Origin of the sequence: Brevibacterium sp. K11IcPPYGO002, assembly GCF_050920635.1 — a bacterium.
Classification (GTDB): domain Bacteria; phylum Actinomycetota; class Actinomycetes; order Actinomycetales; family Brevibacteriaceae; genus Brevibacterium.
This window is the reverse complement of record NZ_CP131929.1, coordinates 4,109,384-4,134,682: the sequence shown is the minus strand read 5'-3', so window position 1 is coordinate 4,134,682 and position 25,299 is coordinate 4,109,384. Positions and strand designations below refer to the sequence as shown.

At 61.4% G+C, this 25,299-nt stretch carries 21 protein-coding genes and 2 tRNA genes; 9 read left to right on the top strand and 14 right to left on the bottom strand.

Going from position 1 to position 25,299, the window contains the following annotated elements; genetic code table 11:
* Positions 1–114 precede the first annotated feature (114 nt).
* Complete coding sequence (locus tag QYM46_RS18855) at positions 115–990, bottom strand: endo alpha-1,4 polygalactosaminidase (RefSeq protein ID WP_432790199.1); 876 nt, start codon at positions 988–990, stop codon at positions 115–117.
* A gap of 187 nt (positions 991–1,177) precedes the next feature.
* On the opposite strand from QYM46_RS18855, the gene QYM46_RS18850 reads away from it, so the two are divergent.
* Positions 1,178–1,762 carry a CHAP domain-containing protein gene (locus QYM46_RS18850; protein ID WP_432790198.1) on the top strand — a complete coding sequence of 195 codons (585 nt, stop codon included), beginning with the start codon at positions 1,178–1,180 and terminating at the stop codon, positions 1,760–1,762.
* An 83-nt stretch (positions 1,763–1,845) separates the two neighbouring features.
* Here the strand turns inward: QYM46_RS18850 and QYM46_RS18845 are convergent.
* The 9 genes from QYM46_RS18845 to dnaA form a co-directional block, all read right to left on the bottom strand.
* Positions 1,846–1,918 (bottom strand) — tRNA-Ala (locus QYM46_RS18845).
* A 171-nt stretch (positions 1,919–2,089) separates the two neighbouring features.
* Positions 2,090–2,163: transfer RNA gene (locus QYM46_RS18840), tRNA-Ile, on the bottom strand.
* 161 nt (positions 2,164–2,324) lie between these two features.
* Positions 2,325–3,185 (bottom strand): DUF3566 domain-containing protein, encoded by an 861-nt coding sequence (locus QYM46_RS18835; protein WP_432790197.1) that lies wholly within the window; start codon positions 3,183–3,185, stop codon positions 2,325–2,327.
* On the bottom strand, positions 3,182–5,749 hold the full coding sequence (gene gyrA / locus QYM46_RS18830) for a DNA gyrase subunit A (RefSeq protein ID WP_432790196.1): 2,568 nt from the start codon (positions 5,747–5,749) through the stop codon (positions 3,182–3,184). Before gyrA ends, QYM46_RS18835 begins: the two co-directional genes overlap by 4 nt.
* A gap of 140 nt (positions 5,750–5,889) precedes the next feature.
* Positions 5,890–7,887 (bottom strand): DNA topoisomerase (ATP-hydrolyzing) subunit B, encoded by a 1,998-nt coding sequence (gene gyrB / locus QYM46_RS18825; protein ID WP_169250780.1) that lies wholly within the window; start codon positions 7,885–7,887, stop codon positions 5,890–5,892.
* Positions 7,888–8,128: 241 nt separating this feature from the next.
* Positions 8,129–8,641: a DUF721 domain-containing protein gene (locus tag QYM46_RS18820; protein WP_432790195.1), complete on the bottom strand. Its 513-nt coding sequence runs from the start codon at positions 8,639–8,641 to the stop codon at positions 8,129–8,131.
* Positions 8,638–9,774 (bottom strand): DNA replication/repair protein RecF, encoded by a 1,137-nt coding sequence (gene recF, locus QYM46_RS18815; RefSeq protein WP_432790194.1) that lies wholly within the window; start codon positions 9,772–9,774, stop codon positions 8,638–8,640. Before recF ends, QYM46_RS18820 begins: the two co-directional genes overlap by 4 nt.
* A complete protein-coding gene (gene dnaN, locus QYM46_RS18810) occupies positions 9,775–10,914 on the bottom strand; it encodes a DNA polymerase III subunit beta (RefSeq protein WP_432790193.1) in 1,140 nt (379 codons plus the stop codon).
* 557 nt (positions 10,915–11,471) lie between these two features.
* Positions 11,472–13,172, bottom strand: coding sequence for a chromosomal replication initiator protein DnaA (gene dnaA, locus QYM46_RS18805; protein WP_432790192.1), 1,701 nt, complete (start codon positions 13,170–13,172; stop codon positions 11,472–11,474).
* 414 nt (positions 13,173–13,586) lie between these two features.
* Between dnaA and rpmH the strand changes: the two genes are divergently transcribed.
* The 7 genes from rpmH to QYM46_RS18770 all read left to right on the top strand — a co-directional run bounded on the left by rpmH (position 13,587) and on the right by QYM46_RS18770 (position 17,740).
* Positions 13,587–13,724, top strand: a complete 138-nt coding sequence (gene rpmH, locus QYM46_RS18800; RefSeq protein ID WP_039211706.1) for a 50S ribosomal protein L34 — start codon at positions 13,587–13,589, stop codon at positions 13,722–13,724.
* 2 nt (positions 13,725–13,726) lie between these two features.
* A complete protein-coding gene (gene rnpA / locus QYM46_RS18795) occupies positions 13,727–14,092 on the top strand; it encodes a ribonuclease P protein component (RefSeq protein WP_432790191.1) in 366 nt (121 codons plus the stop codon).
* A complete protein-coding gene (gene yidD, locus QYM46_RS18790; protein WP_248279044.1) occupies positions 14,076–14,432 on the top strand; it encodes a membrane protein insertion efficiency factor YidD in 357 nt (118 codons plus the stop codon). Before rnpA ends, yidD begins: the two co-directional genes overlap by 17 nt.
* Positions 14,433–14,565: 133 nt before the next feature.
* A complete protein-coding gene (gene yidC / locus QYM46_RS18785; RefSeq protein ID WP_432790190.1) occupies positions 14,566–15,519 on the top strand; it encodes a membrane protein insertase YidC in 954 nt (317 codons plus the stop codon).
* An 8-nt stretch (positions 15,520–15,527) separates the two neighbouring features.
* Complete coding sequence (locus QYM46_RS18780) at positions 15,528–16,085, top strand: protein jag (protein WP_169253691.1); 558 nt, start codon at positions 15,528–15,530, stop codon at positions 16,083–16,085.
* Positions 16,078–16,776: a 16S rRNA (guanine(527)-N(7))-methyltransferase RsmG gene (rsmG, locus tag QYM46_RS18775; RefSeq protein WP_432790189.1), complete on the top strand. Its 699-nt coding sequence runs from the start codon at positions 16,078–16,080 to the stop codon at positions 16,774–16,776. Before QYM46_RS18780 ends, rsmG begins: the two co-directional genes overlap by 8 nt.
* Before the next feature lie 67 nt (positions 16,777–16,843).
* The gene (locus QYM46_RS18770) at positions 16,844–17,740 is read left to right on the top strand and encodes a ParA family protein (RefSeq protein ID WP_025779575.1); all 897 of its coding nucleotides are present in this window, start codon (positions 16,844–16,846) and stop codon (positions 17,738–17,740) included.
* On the opposite strand, the gene QYM46_RS18765 is transcribed toward QYM46_RS18770, so the two are convergent.
* A complete protein-coding gene (locus QYM46_RS18765; RefSeq protein ID WP_432790188.1) occupies positions 17,657–18,424 on the bottom strand; it encodes a hypothetical protein in 768 nt (255 codons plus the stop codon). The two genes, QYM46_RS18770 and QYM46_RS18765, sit on opposite strands and share 84 nt — an antisense overlap.
* Before the next feature lie 124 nt (positions 18,425–18,548).
* On the opposite strand from QYM46_RS18765, the gene QYM46_RS18760 reads away from it, so the two are divergent.
* Positions 18,549–19,673: a ParB/RepB/Spo0J family partition protein gene (locus QYM46_RS18760; RefSeq protein ID WP_432790187.1), complete on the top strand. Its 1,125-nt coding sequence runs from the start codon at positions 18,549–18,551 to the stop codon at positions 19,671–19,673.
* A 2,945-nt stretch (positions 19,674–22,618) separates the two neighbouring features.
* On the opposite strand, the gene QYM46_RS18755 is transcribed toward QYM46_RS18760, so the two are convergent.
* The 3 genes from QYM46_RS18755 to trxB form a co-directional block, all read right to left on the bottom strand.
* Positions 22,619–23,755 (bottom strand): peptidoglycan-binding protein, encoded by a 1,137-nt coding sequence (locus QYM46_RS18755; protein ID WP_432790186.1) that lies wholly within the window; start codon positions 23,753–23,755, stop codon positions 22,619–22,621.
* A gap of 100 nt (positions 23,756–23,855) precedes the next feature.
* The gene (trxA, locus tag QYM46_RS18750) at positions 23,856–24,173 is read right to left on the bottom strand and encodes a thioredoxin (RefSeq protein WP_025779581.1); all 318 of its coding nucleotides are present in this window, start codon (positions 24,171–24,173) and stop codon (positions 23,856–23,858) included.
* Between the two features lie 123 nt (positions 24,174–24,296).
* A complete protein-coding gene (gene trxB, locus QYM46_RS18745) occupies positions 24,297–25,283 on the bottom strand; it encodes a thioredoxin-disulfide reductase (RefSeq protein ID WP_432790185.1) in 987 nt (328 codons plus the stop codon).
* Positions 25,284–25,299 lie beyond the last annotated feature (16 nt).

Below are 25,299 nucleotides of genomic sequence, written 5' to 3'. Positions count from 1 at the left end.
CGACGCGCAGACGAAGGTGTCAACAGCATCTCAGACTAACGTATTCCCGTTTCGCGCCGACAGTGGGGAGAACCCGAAACTGCGGCGATCTTCGTCACTGCTCGCTCGGTCTTCTCAGCAGGTGTCGTATCGGTACCCATGATCGCCTGCTGCGACGAGGTCGCGGTCGCGCAGGATCATCAGCGGTGGGCGATCAGGGACGGTGCAGGCGTCCGCGAAGTCCAGCCCCGCCTCAGCGAGGGTGTCGGGATATTCGATGGCGAGGACACGATCGCCGTAGGTCTCGGTGTACGCAGCGCATTCGTCGAAGGCGGCGCATTCTTCGGCCACGGCGAAGTCGAAGCCGAGCTGCGTATGAGCGGCGTCGGCGAGTTCGGCGGCGTTCTTCTGCGCGATCGACAAGCCCTTGGTGTGGGCGCGGTCGACGTACGCGGCCGCGAGTTCCAGGGCACCGGTTCGGTCGATGTCGGGGAATCGGTCGGCCGTGTCGAGATTGTCGATCTCCACGGCGTCGAATCCGGATTGGGCACAGCTGTCGATGACGGGGCCGATGATGTCGAGGATCTGGGATCGTCGGTCTGCGGTCGAGGGGTCGAGGATGTGTTCGTCCGGCCAATCGGGGTCGACGATCAGGTCACCGGCGGCATCGTGGAGCAGCAGATCCGTGTGGTCTCGCCAATCCGCAGCCTCGTCGGGTTGGGTCTGGAAGCCGTTGACGTAGCAGACGGAGTAGGCCCCGGTCAGGGGTGCGGCACCGGTGTCGCGGACGACGATATCGATCCGACCCTGCTGATCCGGCAGCGAGTCATAGGTTCCGCCGAGCTGATAGTCGAAGGTTCCTGACGTCGGCAGCGACGGTGCTCCCGACGCCTGTGTCGACGGCGGCGATGCGTTCGCCGAGCAGCCTCCCATTGCACCGGCGATGCCTAGGCCGATGGCGACCGCGGCCGCCATCCACCGCGGTGGGATCGGGATCGGCGGAGGTCTCATGGACTCACTGTAGACGGAGGCGGCCGGCGTCGATGTCGCGGTGGAGTTCATTCTCTCTTCGATTCGACGTATCGGATGTTCACCTCGGCGCTGTTAGCGTCGGCAGAGGAGACGACCCGTCACCGAGCGGATCGTCTCATGGAAAGTCAGTACCAGTCACACAGTCAAGCGGAACGAACGGATGAGAATGACTCTGAAGAACGTCACCACGAAGACCATGACAGCTGCGATGATCGCCTCCGCGGTCGTGCTCGGCACCGGTACGATCGCCTCAGCCGCCCAGCCGGCGGCACCGCCCGCCGCCTCTGCAGGGACCGAGAACTCGGCTTCGGCGGCGGACTCCGGCACCGCCTCGGCGAATCCGGAGGCGGAGAAGAAGTTCTCGAACATCGGCGACTTCCTCCAGCACTACAAGGGCCGGTCGCTGGCGAACTCACAGGGCGGTTATCAGGGAGAATGCGTCAGCCTCATCTCCCGGGCACTCGAAGAAGTCCACGGCGTCGACCACGGAGCGTGGGGCAATGCCGTGGACTATCAGGCAGGCGGCTCCGGCGGGAACAAGATGAAGGCGAACGGCTTCACCTGGCACACCGATCAGAAATTCGAGAACGGCGACATCCTCGTCTGGGGCGACGGCGACAACACCACCGCCTACGGCCATATCGGCATCTACTACGAAGGTCAGATGTGGCACCAGAACTTCAACGGCGACCGCAGCCTGCATACCTACGACGGCCTCATCGACGGCTACCTCGGGTACTGGCGCGCCTGATAGGTTTTCGCGACGACGAAGGCTCCGAACCGCAATCGGTTCGGAGCCTTCGTTCTACGAGTGCTGTCTCAAAACTACTCGAGTGGAGGTAAGGGGACTCGAACCCCTAACCCTCTGCTTGCAAAGCAGATGCGCTACCAATTGCGCCATACCCCCGAAATGGGTTCACACCCTCACACCGAGTCGGTGTGTTCGGACCATTCGGCCTGGGCACCCTGGTTACGGTGCCGCCACCCGAAGAACACTCCCAGTCCCACCAAAGTGAGACCGCTGAGAATCCATCTTCTCATGATCCTCCTCGAAAGGAAATCCTGTTGTGACAGGACGTGGGCCTACCTGGACTTGAACCAGGGACCTCTTCGTTATCAGCGAAGCGCTCTAACCGCCTGAGCTATAGGCCCTTATCGGGTGAACCCGAAGTAAAACAATACCCATCGACCGCAGCTAAACACAAATCGACGCCCAGTGACCCCTCTCACACCCTCCAATTGCTACCTGACGGCGGCCCAGCAACCTTGCGCGAGGTTGCTGGGCCGCCGTCAGGTAGCAATAAGGGGAGGGGTCAGTCGTCGGTGAGGGTGAGGCTGAATCCGCCGGCGATGAGGGAGCCGATGTTGTAGATGAACGCGGCCAGGGTCGACAGCGCCGTCATCAGCACGATGTTGATGACCGCGATGATGAAGCCGGCTGCGACGACTCGGCCGAAGCCGAAGATCCCGATGATCCGCTCGGCCGATTCGGCGCCGGCAAGCTCGCTCATCGTCGATTCGAGGCCGCTCATCACACCGGTCGCCTGCAGCACGACCCACAGCACGATGAAGGCGACGATGGTGGCGATCCCGATCGCCACGGACATGAGGAACGACATCTTCATGACCGACCACGGGTCGACGGCGGAGACGGTGAGACGGACGGTGCGGGGGCCCTTCTTCTTCTTGCCCTTCCCGTTGTCGACCATGTTCTTCACGCCCATCTTCACGCCGCCGGAGCTGGCGCGGACGGTGTTCGCAGCATTTCCCATCACCGAGGTGGCGCTGCGGTTGCCGCCGCCCGATCCCTGGGAACCCGATCCCTGAGACCCGGCCGCGGGAGCGCCGGTTCCCTGCGACCCGGTCTGGGCACCCGATCCCTGGGATCCGGTGTGTGCTGACGGCGTCGACCCGGCAGAGGGAGCGCGGTTGGGCTTCGGCGAAGCCTTCGGTGCGGGAGGTGCGACGACGGTCGCGTTCTGGCTGTCGGGTCCCGAAGAGCCGCGAGCGGAGTCGGATCCCTGTTTCGCGCCGGTTCCCGACCCGGAGTTCGAGCCTGAACCGCTTGCCGCGGCCGACTTCTCGTCGGACTTCGACGAGCCGGCCGTCAGACGGGTCGAGCCGCTCGACGTGCGTATGATCTTGCCTGAGCCTGGCTGTTTGCTATCGCTCACTCTTCCACATCCTCGTTGCCGGTCTGAGGCTCTGCGACCTCACCTTCCGGGACTTCGGCATCGTCTTCGCTTTCGATCTCGTCTTCGACCTCGGCCTCGGGCCCACGGGTCACTGCGATAATACGATCTTTCTTGCCCGGTTTCGCGAACACCACACCCATGGTGTTGCGTCCCTTCGCCGGAACCTCATCGATGCTCGACCGAACGATCTTACCGCGCTCCATGACCACGAGGACCTCCTCACCGTCTTCGACGATGAGCCCGCCTACCAAGTCTCCGCGCTGTTCGGTGATCTTCGCAACCCGGATTCCCAGGCCGCCACGGCCCTGCAGGCGGTACTCGTCGACCGGTGTGCGTTTGGCGAACCCTGCTTCCGTGACGACGAAGACATAGGTGTCGGGCCGGACGACGTCCATCGTCAGCAGCTCGTCGTCCTCCTTGAACTTCATGCCGGTGACGCCTCCGGTGACCCGGCCCAGGGGACGGATCGACTCGTCATCGGCGGCGAAGCGGATCGACATGCCCTTGCGCGAGATCAGCAGCAGATGGTCATCGGCGCCGACGATGCGGGCCGAGACCAGTTCATCGGGCTGACCCTTGTATTCGCGCAGGTTGATGGCGATGACACCGCCGGTGCGGTTCGAGTCGTACTCGCTCAGGCGGGTCTTCTTCACCACGCCGGAACGGGTGGCGAGGATGAGGAAGTCGGCTTCCTCGTAGTCCCGGATCGACAGCACCTGGGCGATCGACTCGCCCGGCTGGAGGGCGAGCAAGTTCGCCACGTGCTGGCCCTTGGCGTCCCGTGAGCCCTCGGGCAGCTCATAGGCCTTGGCGCGATACACGCGGCCGGTGTTCGTGAAGAACAGCAGCCAGTTGTGGGTGGAGGTGACGAAGAACTGTTCGACGACGTCATCACCGCGCAGTGCAGCGCCCTTGATGCCCTTGCCGCCTCGGTGCTGGGCACGGTAGAGGTGCGTCTGGGTCCGCTTCGCGTAGCCGCCGCGAGTGATCGTGACGACGACCTCCTCCTCGGGGATGAGGTCCTCCATGGACACGTCACCGTCGAACCCGGCGAGGATCTTCGTGCGGCGATCGTCTCCGTAGCGTTCGACGATCTCGTCGAGTTCCTCGGACACGATCTCACGCTGGCGAGACGGGGTGGCCAGGATGTGGTTGTACTCGGCGATCAGCTGCTCGATCTTCTCGGCCTCTTCCTGGATCTTCAGACGCTCCAGGGCGGCCAGTCGGCGCAGCTGCAGGTCGAGGATCGCATTGGCCTGGGTCTCATCGACCTCGAGCAGCTCCATCAGACCGGCCCGCGCTTCGTCCGAGGACGGGGAGCGGCGGATCAGGGCGATGACCTCGTCGAGGGCGTCGAGGGCCTTGAGGTAGCCGCGCAGGATATGAGCACGTTCCTCGGCCTTGCGCAGACGGAACTGCGTGCGACGGACGATGACTTCGATCTGGTGTTTGACCCACAGACGCAGGAAGGAGTCGATGCTCAGCGTGCGCGGCACGCTGTCGACGAGGGCCAGCATGTTCGCGGAGAAGTTCTCCTGCAGCGACGTGTGCTTGTACAGGTTGTTGAGCACGACCTTGGCCACGGCATCGCGCTTGAGCACGATGACCAGTCGCTGACCGGTGCGGCCCGAGGACTCATCTCGCAGATCGGCGATGCCGGCGACCTTGCCGTCCTTGACGTAGGAGGCGATCTTCGCGGCCAGGGTGTCCGGGTTGACCATGTGGGGCAGCTGGGTGACGACGAGGCAGGTGCGGCCCTGGATCTCTTCGACTTCGACGACTGCTCGCTGGGTGATCGAGCCGCGACCGGTGCGATAGGTGTCCTCGATGCCCTTGCGGCCGAGGACCGTCGCGCCCATCGGGAAGTCGGGTCCCTTGATGATGCCGAGGAGGGCTTCGAGAGCCTCTTCCTTGCTCGCCTCCGGGTGGGACAGCAGCCACTGCGCACCCTGGGTGACCTCACGCAGGTTGTGCGGAGGAATGTTCGTGGCCATACCCACAGCAATGCCGGCCGAGCCGTTGACCAGCAGGTTCGGGAACCTGGAGGGCAGAACCATGGGCTCCTGGTTGCGGCCGTCGTAGTTGTCCTGGAAGTCGACGGTGCCTTCTTCGATGTCCCGGACCATCTCCATGGCCAGGGGCGCCATCTTGCACTCGGTATAACGCGGTGCCGCCGCTCCGTCGTCGCCCGGGGAACCGAAGTTGCCCTGACCGGCCACGAGCGGGTAGCGCATCGTCCACGGCTGCACGAGGCGGACCATGGCGTCGTAGATCGCCGTGTCGCCGTGCGGGTGGTACTGACCCATCACGTCGCCGACGACGCGCGAGCACTTGGAGAAGTTGCGGTCGGGGCGGTAGCCGCCGTCGAACATCGCGTAGAGCACGCGGCGATGGACGGGCTTGAGCCCGTCGCGGACGTCGGGCAGGGCACGGCCGACGATCACGCTCATCGCGTAATCGAGGTACGACCTCTGCATCTCGAGGTTGAGATCAACCTGTTCGATCCGGTTGATTTCTGTTCCGATATCGTTCTCGTCGGCCAATGTGGGCTCTTCCCTTGTGTTCGTACCGTGTCCGGCTGGGTCTCAGCCGTGTGCGGCGGCGATTGGTGCGTGCAAAGAATGGGTGCGGTGCATCCGATCTCCCACCCTCACCGAGGCGGCTGCCCGGTGAGGGCGGATGATCAGATATCGAGGAAGCGGACGTCCTTCGCGTTCTCCTGAATGAAGCGGCGACGCGAATCCACGTCATCGCCCATGAGGACGGTGAAGATCTCGTCGGCGACGATCGCGTCGTCCAGCGACACCTGCTTGAGCAGCCGATGGTCGGGATCCATCGTCGTCTCCCACAGCTCCTCGTAGTTCATCTCACCCAGACCCTTGTAGCGCTGGATCGCGAGGTCCTTGGGCAGTCGCTTGCCTGCGGCCCGCCCGGTCTCGAGCAGTCCGTCGCGCTCCTTGTCGGTGTAGGCGAACTGGTGCGGGGCGTTCGACCACTTGATGCGGTAGAGCGGCGGGGTGGCGAGGTAGACGTAGCCGTGTTCGATGAGCGGCTTCATGTACCGGAAGATCAGCGTCAGCAGCAGTGTCGTGATGTGCTGACCGTCGACATCGGCGTCGGCCATGAGGACGATTTTGTGGTAGCGCAGCTTCTCGAGGTCGAACTCCTCACCGATGCCGGTGCCGAAGGCCGTGATCATCGCCTGGACTTCGTTGTTGCCCAGGGCGCGATCGAGTCGAGCCTTTTCGACGTTGAGGATCTTTCCGCGCAGCGGCAGGATCGCCTGGGTGTTCGGGTTGCGGCCCTGAGTCGCCGAGCCGCCGGCCGAGTCACCCTCGACGATGAAGACTTCGGATACGAAGGGGTCCTTCGACTGGCAGTCCTTGAGCTTGCCGGGCATGCCCGAGGACTCGAGCAGTCCCTTGCGGCGAGTGGCCTCACGCGCCTTACGGGCGGCCAACCGTGCCTGAGAAGCCTGCAGCGCCTTGCGCACGACGTCCTTGGCCTGGGCCGGGTTCGACTCGAACCAGTGTCCGAGTTCGTCACGGACCACGCGCTGGACGAAGCCCTTGACCTCGGAGTTGCCGAGCTTCGTCTTCGTCTGACCCTCGAACTGGGGATCGCCGAGCTTGACGGAGATGACGGCGGTGAGACCCTCGCGGATGTCATCGCCGGTGAGGTTGGGATCCTTGTCGCGCAGCAGCTTCTGTTCCTTCGCATACGCGTTGACCAGCGAGGTCAGTGCGGTGCGGAAGCCCTCTTCGTGAGTGCCGCCCTCGTGGGTGTTGATGACGTTGGCGTAGGTGTGGACGGATTCGTTGTACGACGTCGTCCACTGCATCGCGATCTCGAGTGCAAGAGTCTGTTCGCCCTCCTCGGCTTCGAAGACGATGACATCGGGGTGGACGAGATCGGCCTTCTTCGTCGAGTTGAGGTATTCGACATAGTCGAGCAGGCCGTTCGCGTATTCGTAGGTCACGGTGCGCGGCTTCCACTCGGTCGCTTCGTCCTCGTCGATCTGGACGTCGTCGTCATCGACCTCGTTGTGGCGCTCATCGGTGAGGCTGATCTTCAGACCCTTGTTGAGGAAGGCCATCTGCTGGAAGCGCGCACGGAGGTATTCGTAGGAGAAGTCCGTGGTCTCGAAGATCGAGCCGTCGGGCCAGAAGGTCACGGTCGTGCCGGTCTCGTCGGTGGCGTCTCCGCGCTGCAGCTCGCCGGTGGGCACGCCCTGGACGAAGTCCATCGTCCACGTGTACCCGTCACGTCTGACCTCGACAGCGAGTCGTTCGGACAGTGCGTTGACGACGGTCGAACCCACACCGTGAAGACCGCCGGCCACGGCGTATCCGCCGCCACCGAACTTGCCGCCGGCGTGGAGGATCGTGAGGATCACCTCGACGGTCGGCTTGCCCTCGGTGGGGTGCATGGCCACGGGCATGCCACGGCCGTCATCGGCGACGCGGACGCCGCCGTCGGCGAGGATGGTGACCTCGATATGATCGCAATAGCCGGCCATCGCCTCGTCGACGGAGTTGTCGACGATCTCCTGAACGAGGTGGTGGAGACCGCGTTCCGAGGTCGAACCGATGTACATGCCGGGTCGTTTCCGGACTGCCTCGAGACCCTCGAGTACAGTGATGTCGCCGGCATCATAATGAGGCTGATCCTCGGTCGTCATATGACTCCTTGTTCGGATGGTCGCTATCAGCTCCCCATTCTACCGCGCCGCACGCTGAAATGCCCGTAAGCGGCCTGTGAAGGCGTATTTCCCGAATTTTCGTGCCGCAGATGTACCCCCGGACAGGTCGGGGAGCGCCTATGGCCGTTTGAGGCCTTCTGTGTTCTTCTCAGAAATGCACGGGGTTCTCCTCAGAAATGCAGGGTCGCTTCCCGGAATCTCGCCGAGGCGGCTGTCCGCTTCACCCGAATGTGTCCCTGGGGCCGCGGCCGGCCACCGATCGTCGGCCGCGTTTGAAACTGCGCCCCTGGGGTCCCTTGATCTCGATCTCGCTGATCGTCGCCGAGCCCAGTCCCTCCTCGAGCTTGCGCAGGATCGTCGGTCTGAGCACCCGCAGCTGGGTCGCCCAGGTCGTCGAATCCGCGGCGATGACGAGCAGCGGAGGAGAGAAGTCGATGGGAGTCGCGTGCTGGGCCACTTGGGGTCCGACGAGGTCGGGCCATCGGCCGAGCACCTTCCCGATGTCGAGTGAGGACGACCAGCCGCGATCGGAGATGAGCGAACCGAGCACCGATGACACCGTCTTCGGGTCACGGCCGTCCCTGCCCGATCCGGAGTAGACGACTTCGCCGCGCAGGCGGGAGCGGCGACGGCTGCGGACGAACTTCGCTTCGGTGACCTCCATCCGCCGGACCCGGTCGAGGGCCTCGAGTGCGGCGACGGGAGTGGAGTAGTCCCGGTCGATGCCGCTCATGATGTGCTGCTCTGCAGGAGTCGGGACTGGTCGATCCGGATTCCCTCGAGGCCATCGGGCAGATCGGAGTCGACGGCTGCGGTGATGAAGACCTGTTCGGCCGACGTCACTCTCGAGGCCAGACGCTGACGTCGGCCGGTGTCGAGTTCGGCGAAGACGTCGTCGAGGACGAGGATCGGCTGTTCGGAGGCGCTTCCGGCATCGGCGGAGAGCAGATCCCATCCGGCCAGCTGCATGGCCAGCGCCAGCGACCAGGTCTCTCCATGAGAGGCGTAGCCCTTCGCCGGATGGGTTCCGATCATCAGCGACAGGTCATCGCGACCGGGTCCGTGCAGGGTCAGTCCGCGCTCGATCTCCGTCGTCCGGCGGCGGTCGAGGGCCGCGAGAAGCAGTTCTCTGCAGTCGGCAGCGGAATCGGCCTGCGAGTAGTCGATGCGCGAGTCATAGGCGATATGAGCACCTTGCCGCTCAAGGCGAGCGTCGGCGGCGATAAAGGCGAAGTTCGTCTGCAGCGGCTCGACGATATCGGCGAGGATCCGCTGCCTGCCGAAGACGAGCTCGGCCGCGGAGTCCGCATAGGCCATGTTCCAGATGTCGAGTGTCGCCTCGAGGCCGGGATCGCGGTCCTCGCGGAGTCGTTTGAGCAGAGCATTGCGCTGTTTGAGTGCCCGTTCGAAGTCCGTGATGATCGAGGCGAAACGCGGATTTCGCGCCACGACGAGGGTGTCGATCCAGGACCGACGTTCGGCCGGTTCCCCGCGCACCAGGCTGAGGTCCTCGGGAGCGAAGACGACACAGGAGACGAGGCCGAGGATGTCTTTGAGCTTGACCGCATTGCGGTTGACCCGGGCCCGGTTGGCGCCTTTGGCCTGGATGGTCACCTCGACGGTGGCGTGCCGCTGATCCCGGTTGACCAGTGCGGACACGGTCGCAGCCGGTCTGTCCTCGTGGACGAGCGGAGCGTCGAAGGCCACCCGATGGGAGCGCTGATGAGCGAGGTACCCGATCGCCTCGACGATATTGGTCTTCCCGGTCCCGTTGTCGGCCACGAATGTGGTGACTCCGGGTGAGAACTCGAGGTCGAGCTCGGGATACGACCGATAGTCACGCAGGGAGAGTCGGGATATCCACATTCAGATGCGCGTGGGCATGAGCAGATAGCGGTAGGACTCGTCAGCGGGTCCGTCGAGGTCCTTCTGCCCTGAGATGATGACCGGTTTCATCGGCTGTGTGAAGGAGAAGTTCACATAGGGGCTCTCGACAGCGGCGAGGCCCTCGGCGATGTAGTGCGGGTTGAATCCGACGGTGATCTCATCGCCCTGCAGGGTGGCTTCGACGGCTTCGGAGGCCTGAGCGTCGTCACCGGTGCCGGCATGCAGGGTGAGCATGCCGTCGGTGACCTCGAAGCGCAGCGGGGTGTTGCGTTCGGCCACTAGCGAGACGCGGCGAACGGCTTCACGCAGCACAGCGGTCTCCACGATGGCATGGATCGGAACCGAATCAGGGAAAAGCGACCGGACCTTCGGGTATTCGCCTTCGATGAGCAGCGAGGTGGTGACTCGGCCTGCCGAGGTGAAGGAGATGAGGTCCTTGCCGGCATCGGTGCTCAGACCGATCGTGACATCGCCGCCGAGGGACTTCGAGACATCGGAGAGTGTGCGCCCACGCAGCAGGGCCACGGCCGAGACGTCGGGGCGGCCCGGGTTCCAGGTGAATTCGCGAACGGCCAGACGGTAGCGGTCGGTGGCGAGCATCGTGACCTTCTCGCCCTCGATCTCCACGCGCACGCTGGTGAGGATCGGCAGGGTGTCGTCCTTCGACGTCGCGATCGTGACCTGTGAGACGGCGTTCTGGAACTCACCGGCAGAGACGGTGCCCGAGTCGTCGGGGATCTGCGGCAGTGCCGGGTACTCAGCCACAGGCATCGTCATCAGCGAGAAGCGAGAGGAGCCGCAGGTGACGTCGACCTTCGCATCGATCTGCTCGAGGGTGACCTCCTGGTTCGGCAGCGCCTTGGAGATGTCAGCGAGCAGACGACCGGAGACCAGCACGGTTCCCGCGGAGGCGACATCGGCGACGATCTCGACGCGGGAGGAGACTTCGTAGTCGAAGACAGCCAGGCGCACTGTGCCGCCTGCTTCGGCGGTGATGAGGATGCCGGTGAGGACCGGAGCGGAAGGACGGTTGGGCAGAGTCTTGGTCGCCCAGGCAACAGCGTCAGCGAGAACGTCGCGATTGACTTTGAACTTCAAGGGGGATGCTTCCGCGTTCACTTTACTCCTTCGGGGTGGCCACCCGACCTGCACTGGGCATCTGGCACAAGATTCCGGGTTGCGAGTCACAGGCTCGATACTGCTCGGAAAACTTTACACAGCCTATCCGATTTGTGCCCACCTCAGGAGTGCCGGCCGAAAAGGGCTGCCAAGGGCTGCCAGCAGAGTGAATCTCGCATTCGAGAATCACTCGAGATCCTGTGTTCGAATATTCGGCAGCTCTGCATCTGTGTCGAACTCGAGACCCCGAGCTCGAAGCTCATCCACCGCAGCAGTCGGTGGCGGTCGCCCTCTTGAGAGTTGAATTCACTTGGTAGAAGTATCAGCACTTGTGGAGACTGTGGATAAGTGCCGCTTACCCCAGAGTAATCAAGGGTTCTGACCGACTATGGGCTTGTGGATGCCATGTGCACCGCGACGGAGGCGTCGGTGGGCGCTTGGGTAAACACAAGCATGTAGTTCACATCTTTCCACCCGCGCAGCAGTTCTGTCCACCGGTCTGTCCCCAGCTGTGAGCAATTGTCCCCAGGGTTATCCACAGATGTGTATGACGTCTTCTATAGGCGGTGCTGTTGTTTAATGCGGTTTGTGAGTTCGGTGACCTGCGTGTAGACGGCCCGTCTTTCAGCCATCTGAGTTCGAATCTTCTTGTTCGCGTGCATCACGGTCGTGTGATCGCGTCCACCGAAGGCCTGTCCGATCTTCGGCAGAGACAGGTCGGTGAGTTCACGGCACAGATACATGGCTATCTGTCTGGCCGTGGTCAGCGTCCGGGACCGGGAGGTTCCGCACAGGTCGTCGAGGGTGAGGCTGAAGTAGGCAGCGGTCTGGCCCATGATGTCCGCGGCCGAGACGGCAGGGGTGTCATCCGGGGTGATGAAGTCCTTGAGGACGGTCTCTGCCAAGGAGACGTCGATCTGCTGATCGTTGAGGTTGGCGAAGGCCGTCACGCGAATGAGGGCGCCTTCGAGCTCGCGGATGTTCGACGACACCCGGGAGGCGATGTATTCGAGGACATCATCGGGGACGTCGAGCTGTTCGGCTGCGGCCTTGCGGCGCAGAATCGCGAACCGGGTCTCCATATCCGGCGGCTGCACGTCCGTGAGCAGACCCCATTCGAATCGGGAACGCAGCCGCTCCTCGAAGCCCTTGAGCATCTTCGGCGGCTGATCGGAGGTGATGACGACCTGTTTGGCCTCATTGTGCAGAGCATTGAAGGTATGGAAGAACTCCTCGACGGTCGCATCCTTGCCCTGCAGGAACTGGATGTCGTCGATCATGAGGATGTCGACCTCACGGTAGCGGCGCTGGAAAGCCGGACGCAGAGCGTTCGAGGTCTTCGACGAGCCGATCGTGTTGATGAAGTCGTTGACGAACTCTTCGCTGGAGACGTACTTCACCCGGATCTCGGGGAACAGCTGAGTCGCGTAGTAGCCGATCGCATGGAGCAGGTGGGTCTTGCCCAGCCCCGAGTCCCCATAGATGAACAAGGGGTTGTAGGCCTTGGCCGGTGCTTCGGCGACGGCGAATGCCGCAGCGTGGGCGAACCTGTTGGACGCGCCGATGACGAAGGTGTCGAAGGTGTACTTCGGGTTGAGCTGGGCGACGCCGGGAGCATCGACGGGCGGGCTCATCGGGGCGGCGGTCGCCTCGGCGATCTTCATCTCACGGTCGGTCATCTCCGATTCGGCCGGAGCCTGCGGCTGCTCGGTGGGCATCTGCGTCGCCGGCGGCGCAGACGTCTGCGCTTGCGGCATCTGAGTATTCGGAGGCTGCGTGGCGGGCTGGCTCTGGCCTGGTTGGCCCTGGTTCGGCTGGGCGGATTCCGGAGTCGAATGATCGGCCGGGGTCGGTCGCACCGGTTCGGCCGCCTCGGCGGGGGTGGGTTCCGGTGTTCCCGTCACCGAGGTGGAGGTGACCGGATCGATGGGGACCTGGGGTCCCGGGGTCGGCTCTCCGATGAGATCTTCGAAGCGGATCGGCACGTCGAGTTCCGGATCGACGACGAAGCCGAAGGTCACCTCGAATTCCAGGACTTTGGAGAACTCCCTTGTCAGAGGGCCGAGCAGCCGGGTCTCAATGGTGCGACGGGTGTGTTCGTCGCGCACGGCGAGGAGGACGAGGGCATTGTCGACGAGGGCTTTGGGCACGGCGAGGGAGAGGAATCCCTTCTGGTGCGACGTGAGGTCCGGGTCCTTTTCCAGGTTTGAGACCACCGTGCGCCAACGGCTGATGAGCTCATTTTTGGAATTCGACACCGTCACATTTCCTCAGCTTTCAAAAATTCGTTCTGGCGTGATCCACACCTGTGCATGACTTCCACATAGTTTTCCACAGAATGTGTACTCTTGCCGACTCAACCCAGTGAATCTCCACACTCGTGGATAAGCTTGTGGAAAACTACATGGGTGTGACTTGTGGACGAGCGTTGGTGACGGCAACGCGAACGGTGATGAATTTCGGGCGAGCGTGACGTGAAACATGGCGATCCCGTTTGACCGCTCGGAATGCGCCTCGCTAAGATGGAGTGTCCTGTGTACCGGGCTTCATCCGATTATCCTGATTATCTTTTGGCTCTTATGCACAGGAGTGCTCGGCGGTCGAGACTCGCACCGCCGTTTTTTGTGAGAACGCACCGGCGTTCGCCCGCAACCTAGAAATCGGAGACCGAAGTGAGCAAGCGTACATTCCAGCCCAATAACCGTAAGCGCGCCAAGAAGCACGGCTTCCGTCTGCGTATGCGCACCCGCGCCGGCCGCTCGATCCTGGCTGCACGTCGTCGCAAGGGACGTTCCGACATTTCGGCCTGAGCATGCTTGACGCGGCACATCGGATCCGCAGCGGCGAAGACTTCAGACGAATCTTCAGAGCCGGGGTCCGGGTGCGCACAGAGCATCTCATGGCGCACAGCCTGAGAGACACCGATGATACCCACGCTGCGCGCGTGGGTTTCATCGTATCCAAGGCCGTCGGAAGCGCCGTGGTGCGCAACCGCACCAAGCGTCGTCTGCGCGAGATCATGCGTGCGCGTCTCGGTGAGCTGAGAACAGGAGATCTGTTCGTCATCCGGGCGTTGCCGCATGCGGGACGGGCCGACTTCGCGGTTCTGTCCGCCGAAGTCGACGAGCTGCTGATCAAGGCAGAGAAGAAGCTGGAACGTCGTGGACGCCGAACATGATCTGAAACATGTCTCCGAGGTGCCCCGTCGGCCGGCCGGTTTCTGGCCCACACTCGGCTGGATCGTCCTGGTCGGTCCGAGGATGCCGTTCGTCTGGTTCATCCGCGCCTATCGGATCGTGATCTCTCCTCTCTACGGCCAAGTGTGCCGCTACTATCCCAGCTGCTCCATGTACGGTCTCGAGGCGTTCGAGATACACGGAGTTCTCAAGGGAGTGGTGTTAACTGGGTGGCGCATACTGCGCTGCAATCCGTGGTCGCACGGCGGCGTCGACCATGTGCCGGGATCGGCGCGGGAGGCCAGGTCGAAGACCATCCACCGCGGTCAGGCACACAGTTAGAACATATTGAACTCGCAGTCCGCGAGCGAGCGCGAACAAGCGGACTGCCCCGGGGCACACGTCGTGTCGCGCAGACCTGTGAACAATGGCAAAATGAACGACGCGCCAGCATCGTTGTAACGAGGAGAACTGAATGGACTGGATGGACAAGCTGCTCTACCCGCTGCAGTGGGTAGTTGCTTGGATCCTCGCGATCTTCCACGAGATCTTCACCGCGATCGGCCTGCCTGCCGACAGCGGTTGGACCTGGGTGCTCTCGATCGCCGGACTGACCGTGGTCATCCGTGCTCTCCTCATCCCTCTCTTCGTCTACCAGATCAAGTCGCAGCGCAAGATGCAGCTGCTGCAGCCGGAGATCCAGCGTCTGCAGGCGAAGTACAAAGGCAAGAAGGACCAGTACTCTCGCCAGGCCATGGCCGAAGAGCAGATGGCACTATTCCGCGACAACAAGACCAGCCCCTGGGCATCGTGCCTGCCGCTGCTCGTGCAGATGCCGATCTTCTTCTCGCTCTTCCGCGTCATCCACAACATGCCGAAGGTCGCCGAGGGCTCTGTCGGCGCGATCGGCGGCTTCACTCAACAGCTGGCGATTCAGGCCGAGAACTCTTCGATCTTCGGCATCAGCCTTTCGGCGGTCTTCACCGACCCAGGCTTTGCAGTCAAGCTGCTGACCGGTGTGCTCATCGTCGTCATGGCCGCCACCATGTTCATCACGCAGAAGCAGATGATGGCGAAGAACATGTCGGAGTCGGCGATGGCCAACCCGATGATGCAGTCGCAGAAGATGCTGCTCTATGTGATGCCTCTCGTCTTCGGCATCGGCGGCATCTACTTCCCGCTCGGTGTCCTCATCTACTGGCTGGTCTCGAACACCTGGACGATGGCTCAGCAGCACATGGTCATCCGCAATATGCCCGCTCCCGGCTCGAAGGCCGAGAAGGAGATGCTTGAGCGCAAGGCTCGCAAGGGCAAGACCGTGAAGCAGGATGAGCTCAAGGGGTCGACCGTCACCGAGGAGGCCCCGAAAAAGAGCGGCCAGCGGCAGCAGCCTGTGAGCAAGAACCGTAAGAAGAACAAGAAGCGCTGAGGACAGACATGACCGAAGAGAAGATCGACGAGACCTCCGAACAGACGCCGGAAGAGACTTCGGAGGAGACCTCGACGAAGCCGAGCCGTGCCGAACTCCTCGAAGAAGAGGGTGAGATCGCCGCGGACTACCTCGAAGAGCTGATGGATCTGGCCGACATCGACGGCGATATCGACATCGATGTCGCTGACGGTCGTGCGCAGCTGTCCATCGTCTGCGAGGACGACGAGGACTCGAACCTGAGTACCCTCGTCGGCCGTGAGGGCCGGACCCTCGGTGCGCTGCAGGAACTCAGCCGTCTGGCCGTGCAGACGCAGACCGGTCAGCGGTCGTGGCTGATGCTCGATATCGACGGCTTCCGCAACAGCCGTCGCGAAGAGCTGGTCAAGAAGGCCAAGCGTGCCATCGACGACGTCAAGGACGGCGGCGAAGAATTCGCGTTCAAACCGATGAACAGCTTCGAACGCAAGATCATCCATGACCAGGCAGCCCGCGCCGGTCTGGTCTCGGAGTCCGAGGGTGAGGGCGACGGTCGTCATGTCGTCATCCGGCTCGCCGATGACTGATCAGCCCGAGAACGACCCCGAGCTCTCGAACGAGACCGAGCTCTCGAACGAAACGACGACAGCGGAGATCGAGTCGCCTCCGCCCGGCACCGAAGAGTACTTCGGTGCGGCTTATCCTGCCGCGCAGCGGTATGCCGAGCACTTGGCCACGACCGGAATCGAGTGGGGGCTCATCGGTCCGCGCGAGGTCGATCGCCTGTGGACTCGGCATATTCTCAATTGCGCTGTGGTCGCCGAGCATATCGGTGGGAACGATGTCGTCGGCGACGTCGGCAGCGGAGCCGGCCTGCCCGGAATTCCGATCGCGCTGCTGCGCCCGGAGGCGAAGATCGTCCTTATCGAGCCGATGGAGCGTCGCGTCGAATGGCTGAACATGGTCGTCGATGATCTGGGACTTGAGAATGTGCGCATCGTTCGCGCACGGGTCGAGGAGCTCGTCGACGAGGAGATGTTCACGGTCGTGACTGCACGTGCGGTCAAGGCGATGACGACCCTCATCGAATGGACCCGCGAGGTCATCAGCCCCGGAGGACGGATCCTCGCCCTCAAGGGAGCTTCGGTCGAAGGTGAGCTTGCCAAGGCGAAGAAGCTGATCAAACGGTATCGGCTCTCGCAGCCCGAGATCCATATCGTTGATGGCGGCGGCATCCTCGAGGTTCCGAGTCGTGTCGTCGAGATCGTCAAGAAATAGTACGAAGTAGAGTTGGTCTAGGCTGGATGAGAGCCTTGTGAAACCGATGGATGATGGAGTGCGCCCTATGCCGATCATGGATGAGTCGTCTCCCATTGGTGCCGCGATTGCACGGGACAACCGGCGAGCGGATCGACTGTCGCAGACAACCTTTCCACGGCCGGACTCGACCCGCATCTTCACGATCGCGAACCAGAAGGGCGGTGTCGGAAAGACCACGACGGCGGTGAACATCGCGGCTGCCCTGGCCAATCAGGGGCTCAACGTCCTGCTCATCGACATCGATCCCCAGGGCAATGCGAGCACCGCCCTGGGCATCGACCATTATTCCGAGGTCACGAGCATCTATGACGTCCTCATCGACGATGTTCCGATGCGCGAGGCCGTGGCACAGTGCCCAGACTTCGACACTCTCAAGTGCGTGCCGGCCACCATCGACCTCGCCGGCGCGGAGATCGAACTCGTGTCCCTCGTCGCGCGCGAACAGAGACTGCAGCGTGCCCTAGGTATCTATCTCAAAGAAGAGGAAGCAGCCGGAGACCGCGTCGACTACATCATCATCGACTGCCCGCCCAGCCTCGGTCTGCTGACAGTGAACGCCTTCGTGGCAGCTCGCGAGGTCCTCATTCCGATCCAGTGCGAATACTATGCACTCGAGGGACTGAGCCAGCTGCTGAAGAACATCCAGCTCATCCAGAAGCATCTCAATCCTGAGCTCGCGATCTCCACGATTCTGCTGACGATGTATGACGGTCGCACGAACCTCAGCGCTCAGGTCGCCGAGGATGTTCGCACCCATTTCCCGGAGCAGGTGCTCGGCACTGCTATCCCGAGATCGGTGAGGATCTCCGAGGCACCGAGCTATGGCCAGACGGTGATCTCATATGACCCACATTCCAGCGGTGCCCTGTCGTATCGGGAAGCCGCTGAAGAAATAGCGAATCGAGGAGTAAGTCGTGGCTGAACGCAAGAAGAGGGGCCTGGGGCGCGGGCTCGGAGCATTGATCCCCGACGCGAACTCCAACGATCGTCCGGTCGATGTCTTCTTCTCCGGCGGGAACACGGAGGATGGCAAGGCTGAGACGAAGGCGCCTCGCTCTGCGCGGACCGACCCTGCTGCGTCGATGCAGTCATCTCGGCGACGCAAGCCGAAGGCCGGGCCGTCCAAGGATTCGACCTCCAACGCCGCATCGTCCAAGGTTTCCCAGTCCAAAGCAGCCGAGGCGGAGTCCGCTGATACGACGTCGACCGGTTCGACATCAGCGTCGAAATCGTCGTCTGCCAGGACGTCTGCGTCCACTCCCGCAGGGTCGAAGTCCACCGCTTCGAAGTCCACCGGTACGACGTCGACCGGTACGAAGTCGACGACTTCCAAGACGAGCACGACGAAGACATCCAAGGCGAAGACGTCGACGGCTAAGGCAGGTGCCGCGAAAGCCTCGACGGCTAAGGCAGGTGCCGCGAAGACGAAGGCAGGGTCATCCGCTCCCACGGCACCGGCTGAGGACGCAGAGAAGGCTCCAGCAGCCGCGAAATCGAGTACGCGGAAGACTTCCTCCCCTGCTTCGGTTTCCGGCTCGGCAGTCAGCGACAGCGATGCTCCACCTATAGAGTCGAGTGCGGTTGCGCAGTCCGATTCGGCTCCCACACATGACAACGCTTCGGCCGACGTCATTGCAGACGAGCGCACCGATGCGCAGGAGACCGAGTCCGCGAATGCAGCCGCGGCCGCTCCGTCGCCCGAGGATGATGTCCGGGAAACTCATCCCGGCGTGTACACGTCTTCCGGTCGCAGCAGCGATGACGCTGAGGATGATGAGAAAGCGCCGTCAGCAGACACGGCTGGTGACAATGCCATCAAGACTACTAATGTAGTGGCCGCTGACCAAGCAGCTGGCCCGGCCGATGCTCAAGACGAGGGCGAGCCGGTGACTTCGGCGGCAACGGATTCCTCGTTCTCAGCGCCTTCGGAATCGAATGAGCACTCGACTTCCTCCGGCACGTCTGAAGAGTCCGGTGAGTCCGACACGTCTGAAAGCGCTGATGGCGGCAATGCCGACGAGTATGACGGCGTTGAGTCCATTCCGGATACCGAGTTCGGTGAGATCGACGTTGATCTCATCGATGCGAACCCACGACAGCCACGTACTGTCTTCGACGAAGATCTGTTGGCCGAACTCGTCCACAGCATTCGTGAGATCGGGGTCCTTCAGCCTGTCGTCGTCAGGCAGAAGCCCAGCGACCGTTCGCGGTTCGAACTCATTATGGGCGAGCGTCGTCTTCGAGCGACGAAGGATGCTGGTCTATCGACGATTCCGGCAATCATCCGGTACGTCGAGGATACAGATCTCCTACGCGATGCGCTTCTGGAGAATCTGCACCGAGCGGAACTCAACCCGCTCGAAGAGGCTGCGGCATACGGACAGCTGCTCGAGGATTTCGGGTGCACTCAGGAGGAACTTTCAGAGCGCATTGGGCGTTCGCGTCCTCAGATCTCCAACACCCTGCGACTTCTTCGCTTGCCTCCTCTGGTGCAGCGCCGCGTAGCCGCCGGCGTCATTTCTGCGGGTCATGCCCGAGCCATCCTGGGCCTGCGGGATCCGGAACACATGGAAGTGCTTGCTCAGCGCATCGTTGCCGAGGGCCTGTCCGTCAGGGCTTCGGAGGAGGCAGTCGTATTGCTCAATCGTGGCGATTCGATCAATGTTTCACGTGCAACGACGAAGGTGGCGCCTGAGTTCCTTGCGGTGGCAGAACGTCTGGGTGATCGTCTCGACACCAAGGTGAACATCTCCGTAGGTAAGCGCAAGGGCAAACTGAGCGTGGAGTTCGCGAACCATGAGGATCTCGATCGTATCCTCGGTCTCTTGGGTATCTCAAACGAGCAAGCACCCTGAACATAGAATTATGAGAAGACATGGCCCCCGCGGGAGTGAACGTGGGGGCCATTTTTGTATCTGCTGAACACTAACGCTCGAGTCTCAGTACCGATAGCGGCATTCAGATGGCAGCACACTTTGGGTGATGCGATTGTCTTTGCTTCAAGCTATACCGGATTGTCGAGTTGAGTCGAATACTAATCCGTGGCGCGGATTGTTTCACGTGGAACATCGATTTCGGGTTTGTATTGTATTTCCTGGCTGAGGTGAGAGCCTTCTGACTCGGCTGTGTTGGCCTTCGGCGCCGGATGATCCGTTAGGTTCAGCGCCTAAAAAATAGGGGCCGCCAATTGCCTGGGTCTGTGTCTTGTTGTGCTCGCCCTCGGCGAATATCTTTAGGACCGGTATTTCAGGCACGGCAAGCCCGTTGTGCCGTGACACCACGTGCCGCGCAGGACTGAGTTGCGCCGGCAGCAGACGAATCTATGGATCGTACGACTAAACAAGCTCGCGTAAACAAACGGACCTTTAAGGTCGTTCGATGCACGTCCATTGTTCGAAAATGGGTGCTGCACCGGTTCACGTGAAACAAGACGAGGTTCTGAGTGGGTGTGTATTGTGCTGCTCTATCAATCTCTGTCAGTCACAACGCTGCGCGAGTCTTCAGCTTTAAACCTGATTTGAGCATCGGTTTCACGTGAAACCCGGGTGTATCGGCTCGGCTAGCCGTCGCTGCTACCGCCAACAACAGCGGCACGATTGCTCGGATGCCAACGACCTGCTTTGCGGTACTAGCACCGACCGCCGAACTTGGTGAAGGCCGAACTGGGTGGCGGAACCGCACCAAGCAAACCGCTATATCCTGCTGCCCATTCTCGAGGTCAACGTGGAGTTTGGATGCCTTGTCTGATCTTCGTTGGGTACCCCAGGGCGACTTGCGCGACTTTCAATTGGGCATGAAGGGACGTCGGCGGTGGACAAGTTCTCGTCAGCACAAGGCACGGGTAACCATATTCGATAGCTAGGGTGATTCTGTTAACCGACACGTTTCACGTGAAACACTTTGCAGTGCTGTGTGTCGACGCGTTTGTACCGACTTCTGCGGAACTTCGTTGTCCATGGAAATCTGGACCCGGGGCGGTCTGACAGTGCGGCAGTGCGAGGTTCAGCTGCCTTCTTTTCACAGATCTGCAAGTTGATTGCGGCCGTATGACAGTCCGGATTGCGCTCTCGTCGGTCACGATGAGCATCTGTATTTCCCGTCCGGCTAATCTGGTTCGTCAGTCCAACGCGCTATCAGCGGCGCCGAATGGTATCGATGGTTTCACGTGAAACGTCATGGTTCGACCGGAAAGTGCAAATAGTCCCGATGAGCGAGCGGCATAAGACCGCTGCACTGATGAATAGTTGGAAAGCGGTATTCGGTCTTCAAAGCAAGAGTTGACTAGCATCTGTGGGGATCTCAACAGCTTCCCTATGTCTGAGCGGTTTTGGATGTTCTGCGGCCCAGATCCCCGGCAGCTAGGACAGCGTCGTGCATTAACTCCCGGTGGCGGTATGTAGCGCCTTGAGTGTATCGACCCTTATACGTCGTGTGTTCCGGGGGGTCGCTTTCAAACAGAGCTGCCTGAGTACACCCGGACGATTAGTGTGCCGAACCATTGACCTATTATGACAGCCGAATGCAATGTGAATGACGATGCGCGGATGGCATTCGGGTGTATGGTGCCCAACTTCTAGGTTAGTTAGCGCAGTAGAGTTTCACGTGAAACATGAGCGTTTGCTAGGTATGCGCTCGTTGTTGTCAGTGACCATTCTTGTACCCAATTGTCCGATCGGTTCCTGAAGGCATCATTTGTCGGTGTATTCGAGTTGAGCGGGAGAGGAACATGTCTTGTTGTGTCTCGCTGCTATTGGCCTGATATTGCCCGGTCACAGTTCCATTGCTGTGTTTCACGTGAAACATCCGGCCAACCTATGTCAAACAACCCTGACTTCCTTCCCGGTTTGAGTGGCGGCTGCAGGTTTGGATCAATCGCGATCGGTTTACTCTCTGAACGTTCCCAACATCGAATTTGGTTGCTGCCGGCGTGCGAATACGGATGCGCCTCGGGAGGACCACTGTGTTGCGCGATCAGTTTTGCCGTTGTCGCCTGGCGATCGCAGAGGCCCGGAACACGTCAAGGCTCGCTGAGGTCTCTACCGTGCGTGAGAGGACTCGCTAGGGATAGAACTTCGCATTCACCGCTCGGACGGTTTCACGTGAAACCATCCCTCGCGGCCTTCATCGATCGATTCCAACAGCGATGGTCTCGCTGCAAGGTTTTGGACTTCGCGAGGGTGTCAACGAGCGTGGACTCGCCTCTGGTGTTGCTGCCTGTGATCTGGAAGTGGAGTGATTCATTCAAACCAAAAGCATGGGTGCCCAATGTGGACGAGCGAAGCCGTACGTCCTCTCCGAGATTCGAAGAATCTCGTCCGCGTGGGTAGTCTTTTCGCAGTAGTCCAGTAATAATGATGTCTGCCGGTGGAACTCCTCAACCTCGTTCCTGAGTGCGGACATCACCGTTTCACGTGAAACCGGCGTTCAGAGGCACTTAGCGGCATCGTCCTTGTCGGTGGGTATGCCATGTCGACGGGTATGCCATCAGCTCCATTGCGATTGGGTAGGCCATCCAGTCACCTTTCCAGGCGTCCAGTGCGTACTTCGTCCATGGGCCGAGTTGAACCGAGTAATGCTCTCCTGAATGTCTTCGCTATATCGGTACTCTTCTCGATGCGTCGCCCCCCTCTCAATGTGTCCGACTCCTCGTGGTGGATACGCACTGATCTTCGGGAAATAGGCTGAGAGCGATGACTGAACGGTGCTGCTTCACTGGTCATCGAGCCATCTGGAGAATGCAATGTGCCGCGCTCCATTGATGGAGCACGGCGCGATATAACCGATCGTGGTTATGTGGAGTCTAGTTCAGAGCCTTGATGGCATCGAGACTGAGTGTCCCGGTCTGTGGGTCTTTGTCCTCGAGGATGTACAGGCGCTGGAGGGCGGCAGCGATCCCATCCGCAATGGCATCGCGAACGTGCGGATCTTGAAGGCTCTCGAGATCATCGGAATTGGTGAGATAACCGCTGACGACATGAACCTTGGGAGTCTTCAGCCGTTTGAGTGACGACCAGGTGCGTGCATGGGTCCGACAGTCCAGCATCCCCGTCCGTGCGACGACTTCGCCTTGGATGAGCTCCGCGAGTTTCTGCCCCGTCGGAGAGTTCAGATCAGACTGACGCTCGTGCCCGAAGAAGAATGTTGCTACTCCGTTGGCGTCCTTGGACTTGCTGACATCCGCAGTCACGGTGACCACTGCCGAAGCGCCGAGCGAATCTGCTCGATTGACCTCGACCGCATCGCCTTCCAGGAGAATCGCTCCTGCACCGATCGCTTCGAGACGTCCAACAAGACGACTTGCTATATCTAGAGTGATGTGGCGTTCGAGGGCCGACTGCTCGTCGGTCATGGGCAGATTCTGAAAATCTACAACTGTAGTTGCCGCTTCGATGACAAAGGTACGACCGACGAGTGATGTTCCCGAAGCAGCTACGCGTGCTCGCTCCTGGAGGGCGAACAGATTGCCGGTGTCCTGATTACGGTCGATCGCGTTGAGTCCCCGCAGGGTCTGCGGACCGGTCACACCATCGACTTTGGTGCCCAGGCTCATCTGGAGCTCTTTGACGGCCGTCTCGGTGAGAGCTGCGTACTGTGCGTCGATGCGGCCCGGATAGAAGCCCAGTCCCGCGAGCTTGGTCTGGAGGTCGACGACGTCATCGCCCGTCAGCACTCTGACAGGGTCGAAACGGAGCACGCGGTCGCCGAGCTGATATCGAGCCTGCTCGAGCTCTGAAAACGTCTCAGGGCCCAGAACTCCGTCACACAAGATCCCCCGGTCCTGTTGGAACTGTCTGACACCGAGCTCAAAGGCTCGATCGAAATCCGCGGTCTCGGCATCTCCGACGTGGAGGCCCAAACGGGCCATCTGAGTCTTGATATTCGGCAGCATCTCGGAAATGTCGCCGCGCGAATAGCGCGGTAAGTTCGTGTTCGTCAATGCGGTGCCAATCTTCGGTGATGCGGTTCGAGGGTATCGGGCGGCGCCCGGAAATGCCTAAGGCGCCTGTTGATAGTACAACAGGCGCCTTAGAACTCGATCAGATGAAGTCGGAGAGCTCATCCTCGAGGGCTGGCTTCGGACGTGCGCCGATGATGGTCTTGGCGACCTCGCCGTCCTTGAAGACGTAGAGCGCCGGAATCGACGTGATTCCGTAGGTGCTTGCGGTCTCGAGGTTCTCGTCGGTGTTGACCTTGACCACGTTGAGCTTGTCTGCGTGCTCTTCAGCGATCTGGTCGACGATGGGGCTGACCATACGGCAGGGGCCGCACCAAGGAGCCCAGAAATCGACGAGCACGGGCTTGTCGGACTTCAGTACGTTCTCTTCGAACGTTGCGTCAGTGACTTCTGTCGACATGAGTAACCTTCCTTCACAACGAATGTCTCTAGCGGAACAGTGGAACTGGGTCTTTCATTCCCCGGTGAACCTGCACGGTCCGATCCTGCCCGGGAGAGCAGCGATACGAGGAGTCGTTCGAGATCAGGAAGCGACGACTGCCTCCGCTGCGGCGGCTTCGGCCACAGCAGGCTTGGAAGCCGCTTCGAGATCACCGAGGTAGTGTTCGGCGTCGAGTGCCGCCGAACACCCCGAGCCGGCCGCAGTGATCGCCTGCCGGTAGACGGAATCGATGACATCGCCGGCCGCGAAGACACCTTCGACCGACGTCTTCGACGTGCGTCCATCGACGCTGAGGTATCCGTCGGCGCGCATCTCGAGCTGATCGGCGAATAGACTGGTGCGGGGGTCGGAGCCGATGGCCACGAACATGCCGGTCACGGGCAACTCGGAGGTCTCCCCTGTGACGGTGTTCCGGATGGTCAGACCGGTGAGCGAGTCCTCACCATGGACTTCGGCGACTTCGGAGTCGAGCAGGAACTCGAGCTTCTCATCGGCGTTTGCACGATCCTGCATGGCCTGCGAAGCACGCAGCTCCTGCCGGCGGTGAACCAGAGTGACCTTGGACGCGAAGCGGGTGAGGAAGGTCGCCTCCTCGAGAGCGGAGTCGCCACCGCCGATGACAGCGATGTGCTGATCGCGGAAGAAGAATCCATCACACGTGGCGCACCAGCTGACTCCGTGACCGGAGAGCTTCTTCTCATTGGGCAGGCCGAGCTCGCGGTATGCCGAACCGGTGGCAAGGATGACGGCCTTTGCCGTGTAACGCGAACCCAGCGCGGTCTGGATCTCATGAGCACCCGGGTTGAGCGTGAGGGACTCGACGTCGTCGTAGATGACCTCGGCGCCGAACTTCTCGGCCTGCTCACGCATGCTTTCCATGAGTTCCGGTCCCTGCACACCGGCAGGGAATCCGGGGTAGTTCTCGACATCGGTGGTGTTCATCAGCTCGCCGCCCGCGGTCACCGAGCCGGCGATGACGACCGGTGAGAGGTTCGCGCGGGCCGCGTAGACGGCTGCGGTATAACCGGCCGGCCCCGATCCGATGATCACCAGTTGAGTATCAGTCATGTGAAAAGATCCCTGC

What these genes read in the sequence shown, in the direction of transcription:
- QYM46_RS18855 (WP_432790199.1), bottom strand. Translation starts at nt 990, where the DNA reads ATGAGACCTCCGCCGATCCCGATCCCACCGCGGTGGATGGCGGCCGCG.
- yidC (WP_432790190.1), top strand. Translation starts at nt 14,566, where the DNA reads ATGGACTGGATGGACAAGCTGCTCTACCCGCTGCAGTGGGTAGTTGCT.
- trxA (WP_025779581.1), bottom strand. Translation starts at nt 24,173, where the DNA reads ATGTCGACAGAAGTCACTGACGCAACGTTCGAAGAGAACGTACTGAAG.
- gyrB (WP_169250780.1), bottom strand. Translation starts at nt 7,887, where the DNA reads ATGACGACCGAGGATCAGCCTCATTATGATGCCGGCGACATCACTGTA.
- trxB (WP_432790185.1), bottom strand. Translation starts at nt 25,283, where the DNA reads ATGACTGATACTCAACTGGTGATCATCGGATCGGGGCCGGCCGGTTAT.
- QYM46_RS18850 (WP_432790198.1), top strand. Translation starts at nt 1,178, where the DNA reads ATGACTCTGAAGAACGTCACCACGAAGACCATGACAGCTGCGATGATC.
- QYM46_RS18770 (WP_025779575.1), top strand. Translation starts at nt 16,844, where the DNA reads ATGCCGATCATGGATGAGTCGTCTCCCATTGGTGCCGCGATTGCACGG.
- QYM46_RS18820 (WP_432790195.1), bottom strand. Translation starts at nt 8,641, where the DNA reads ATGAGCGGCATCGACCGGGACTACTCCACTCCCGTCGCCGCACTCGAG.
- recF (WP_432790194.1), bottom strand. Translation starts at nt 9,774, where the DNA reads ATGTGGATATCCCGACTCTCCCTGCGTGACTATCGGTCGTATCCCGAG.
- QYM46_RS18780 (WP_169253691.1), top strand. Translation starts at nt 15,528, where the DNA reads ATGACCGAAGAGAAGATCGACGAGACCTCCGAACAGACGCCGGAAGAG.
- rsmG (WP_432790189.1), top strand. Translation starts at nt 16,078, where the DNA reads ATGACTGATCAGCCCGAGAACGACCCCGAGCTCTCGAACGAGACCGAG.
- rnpA (WP_432790191.1), top strand. Translation starts at nt 13,727, where the DNA reads ATGCTTGACGCGGCACATCGGATCCGCAGCGGCGAAGACTTCAGACGA.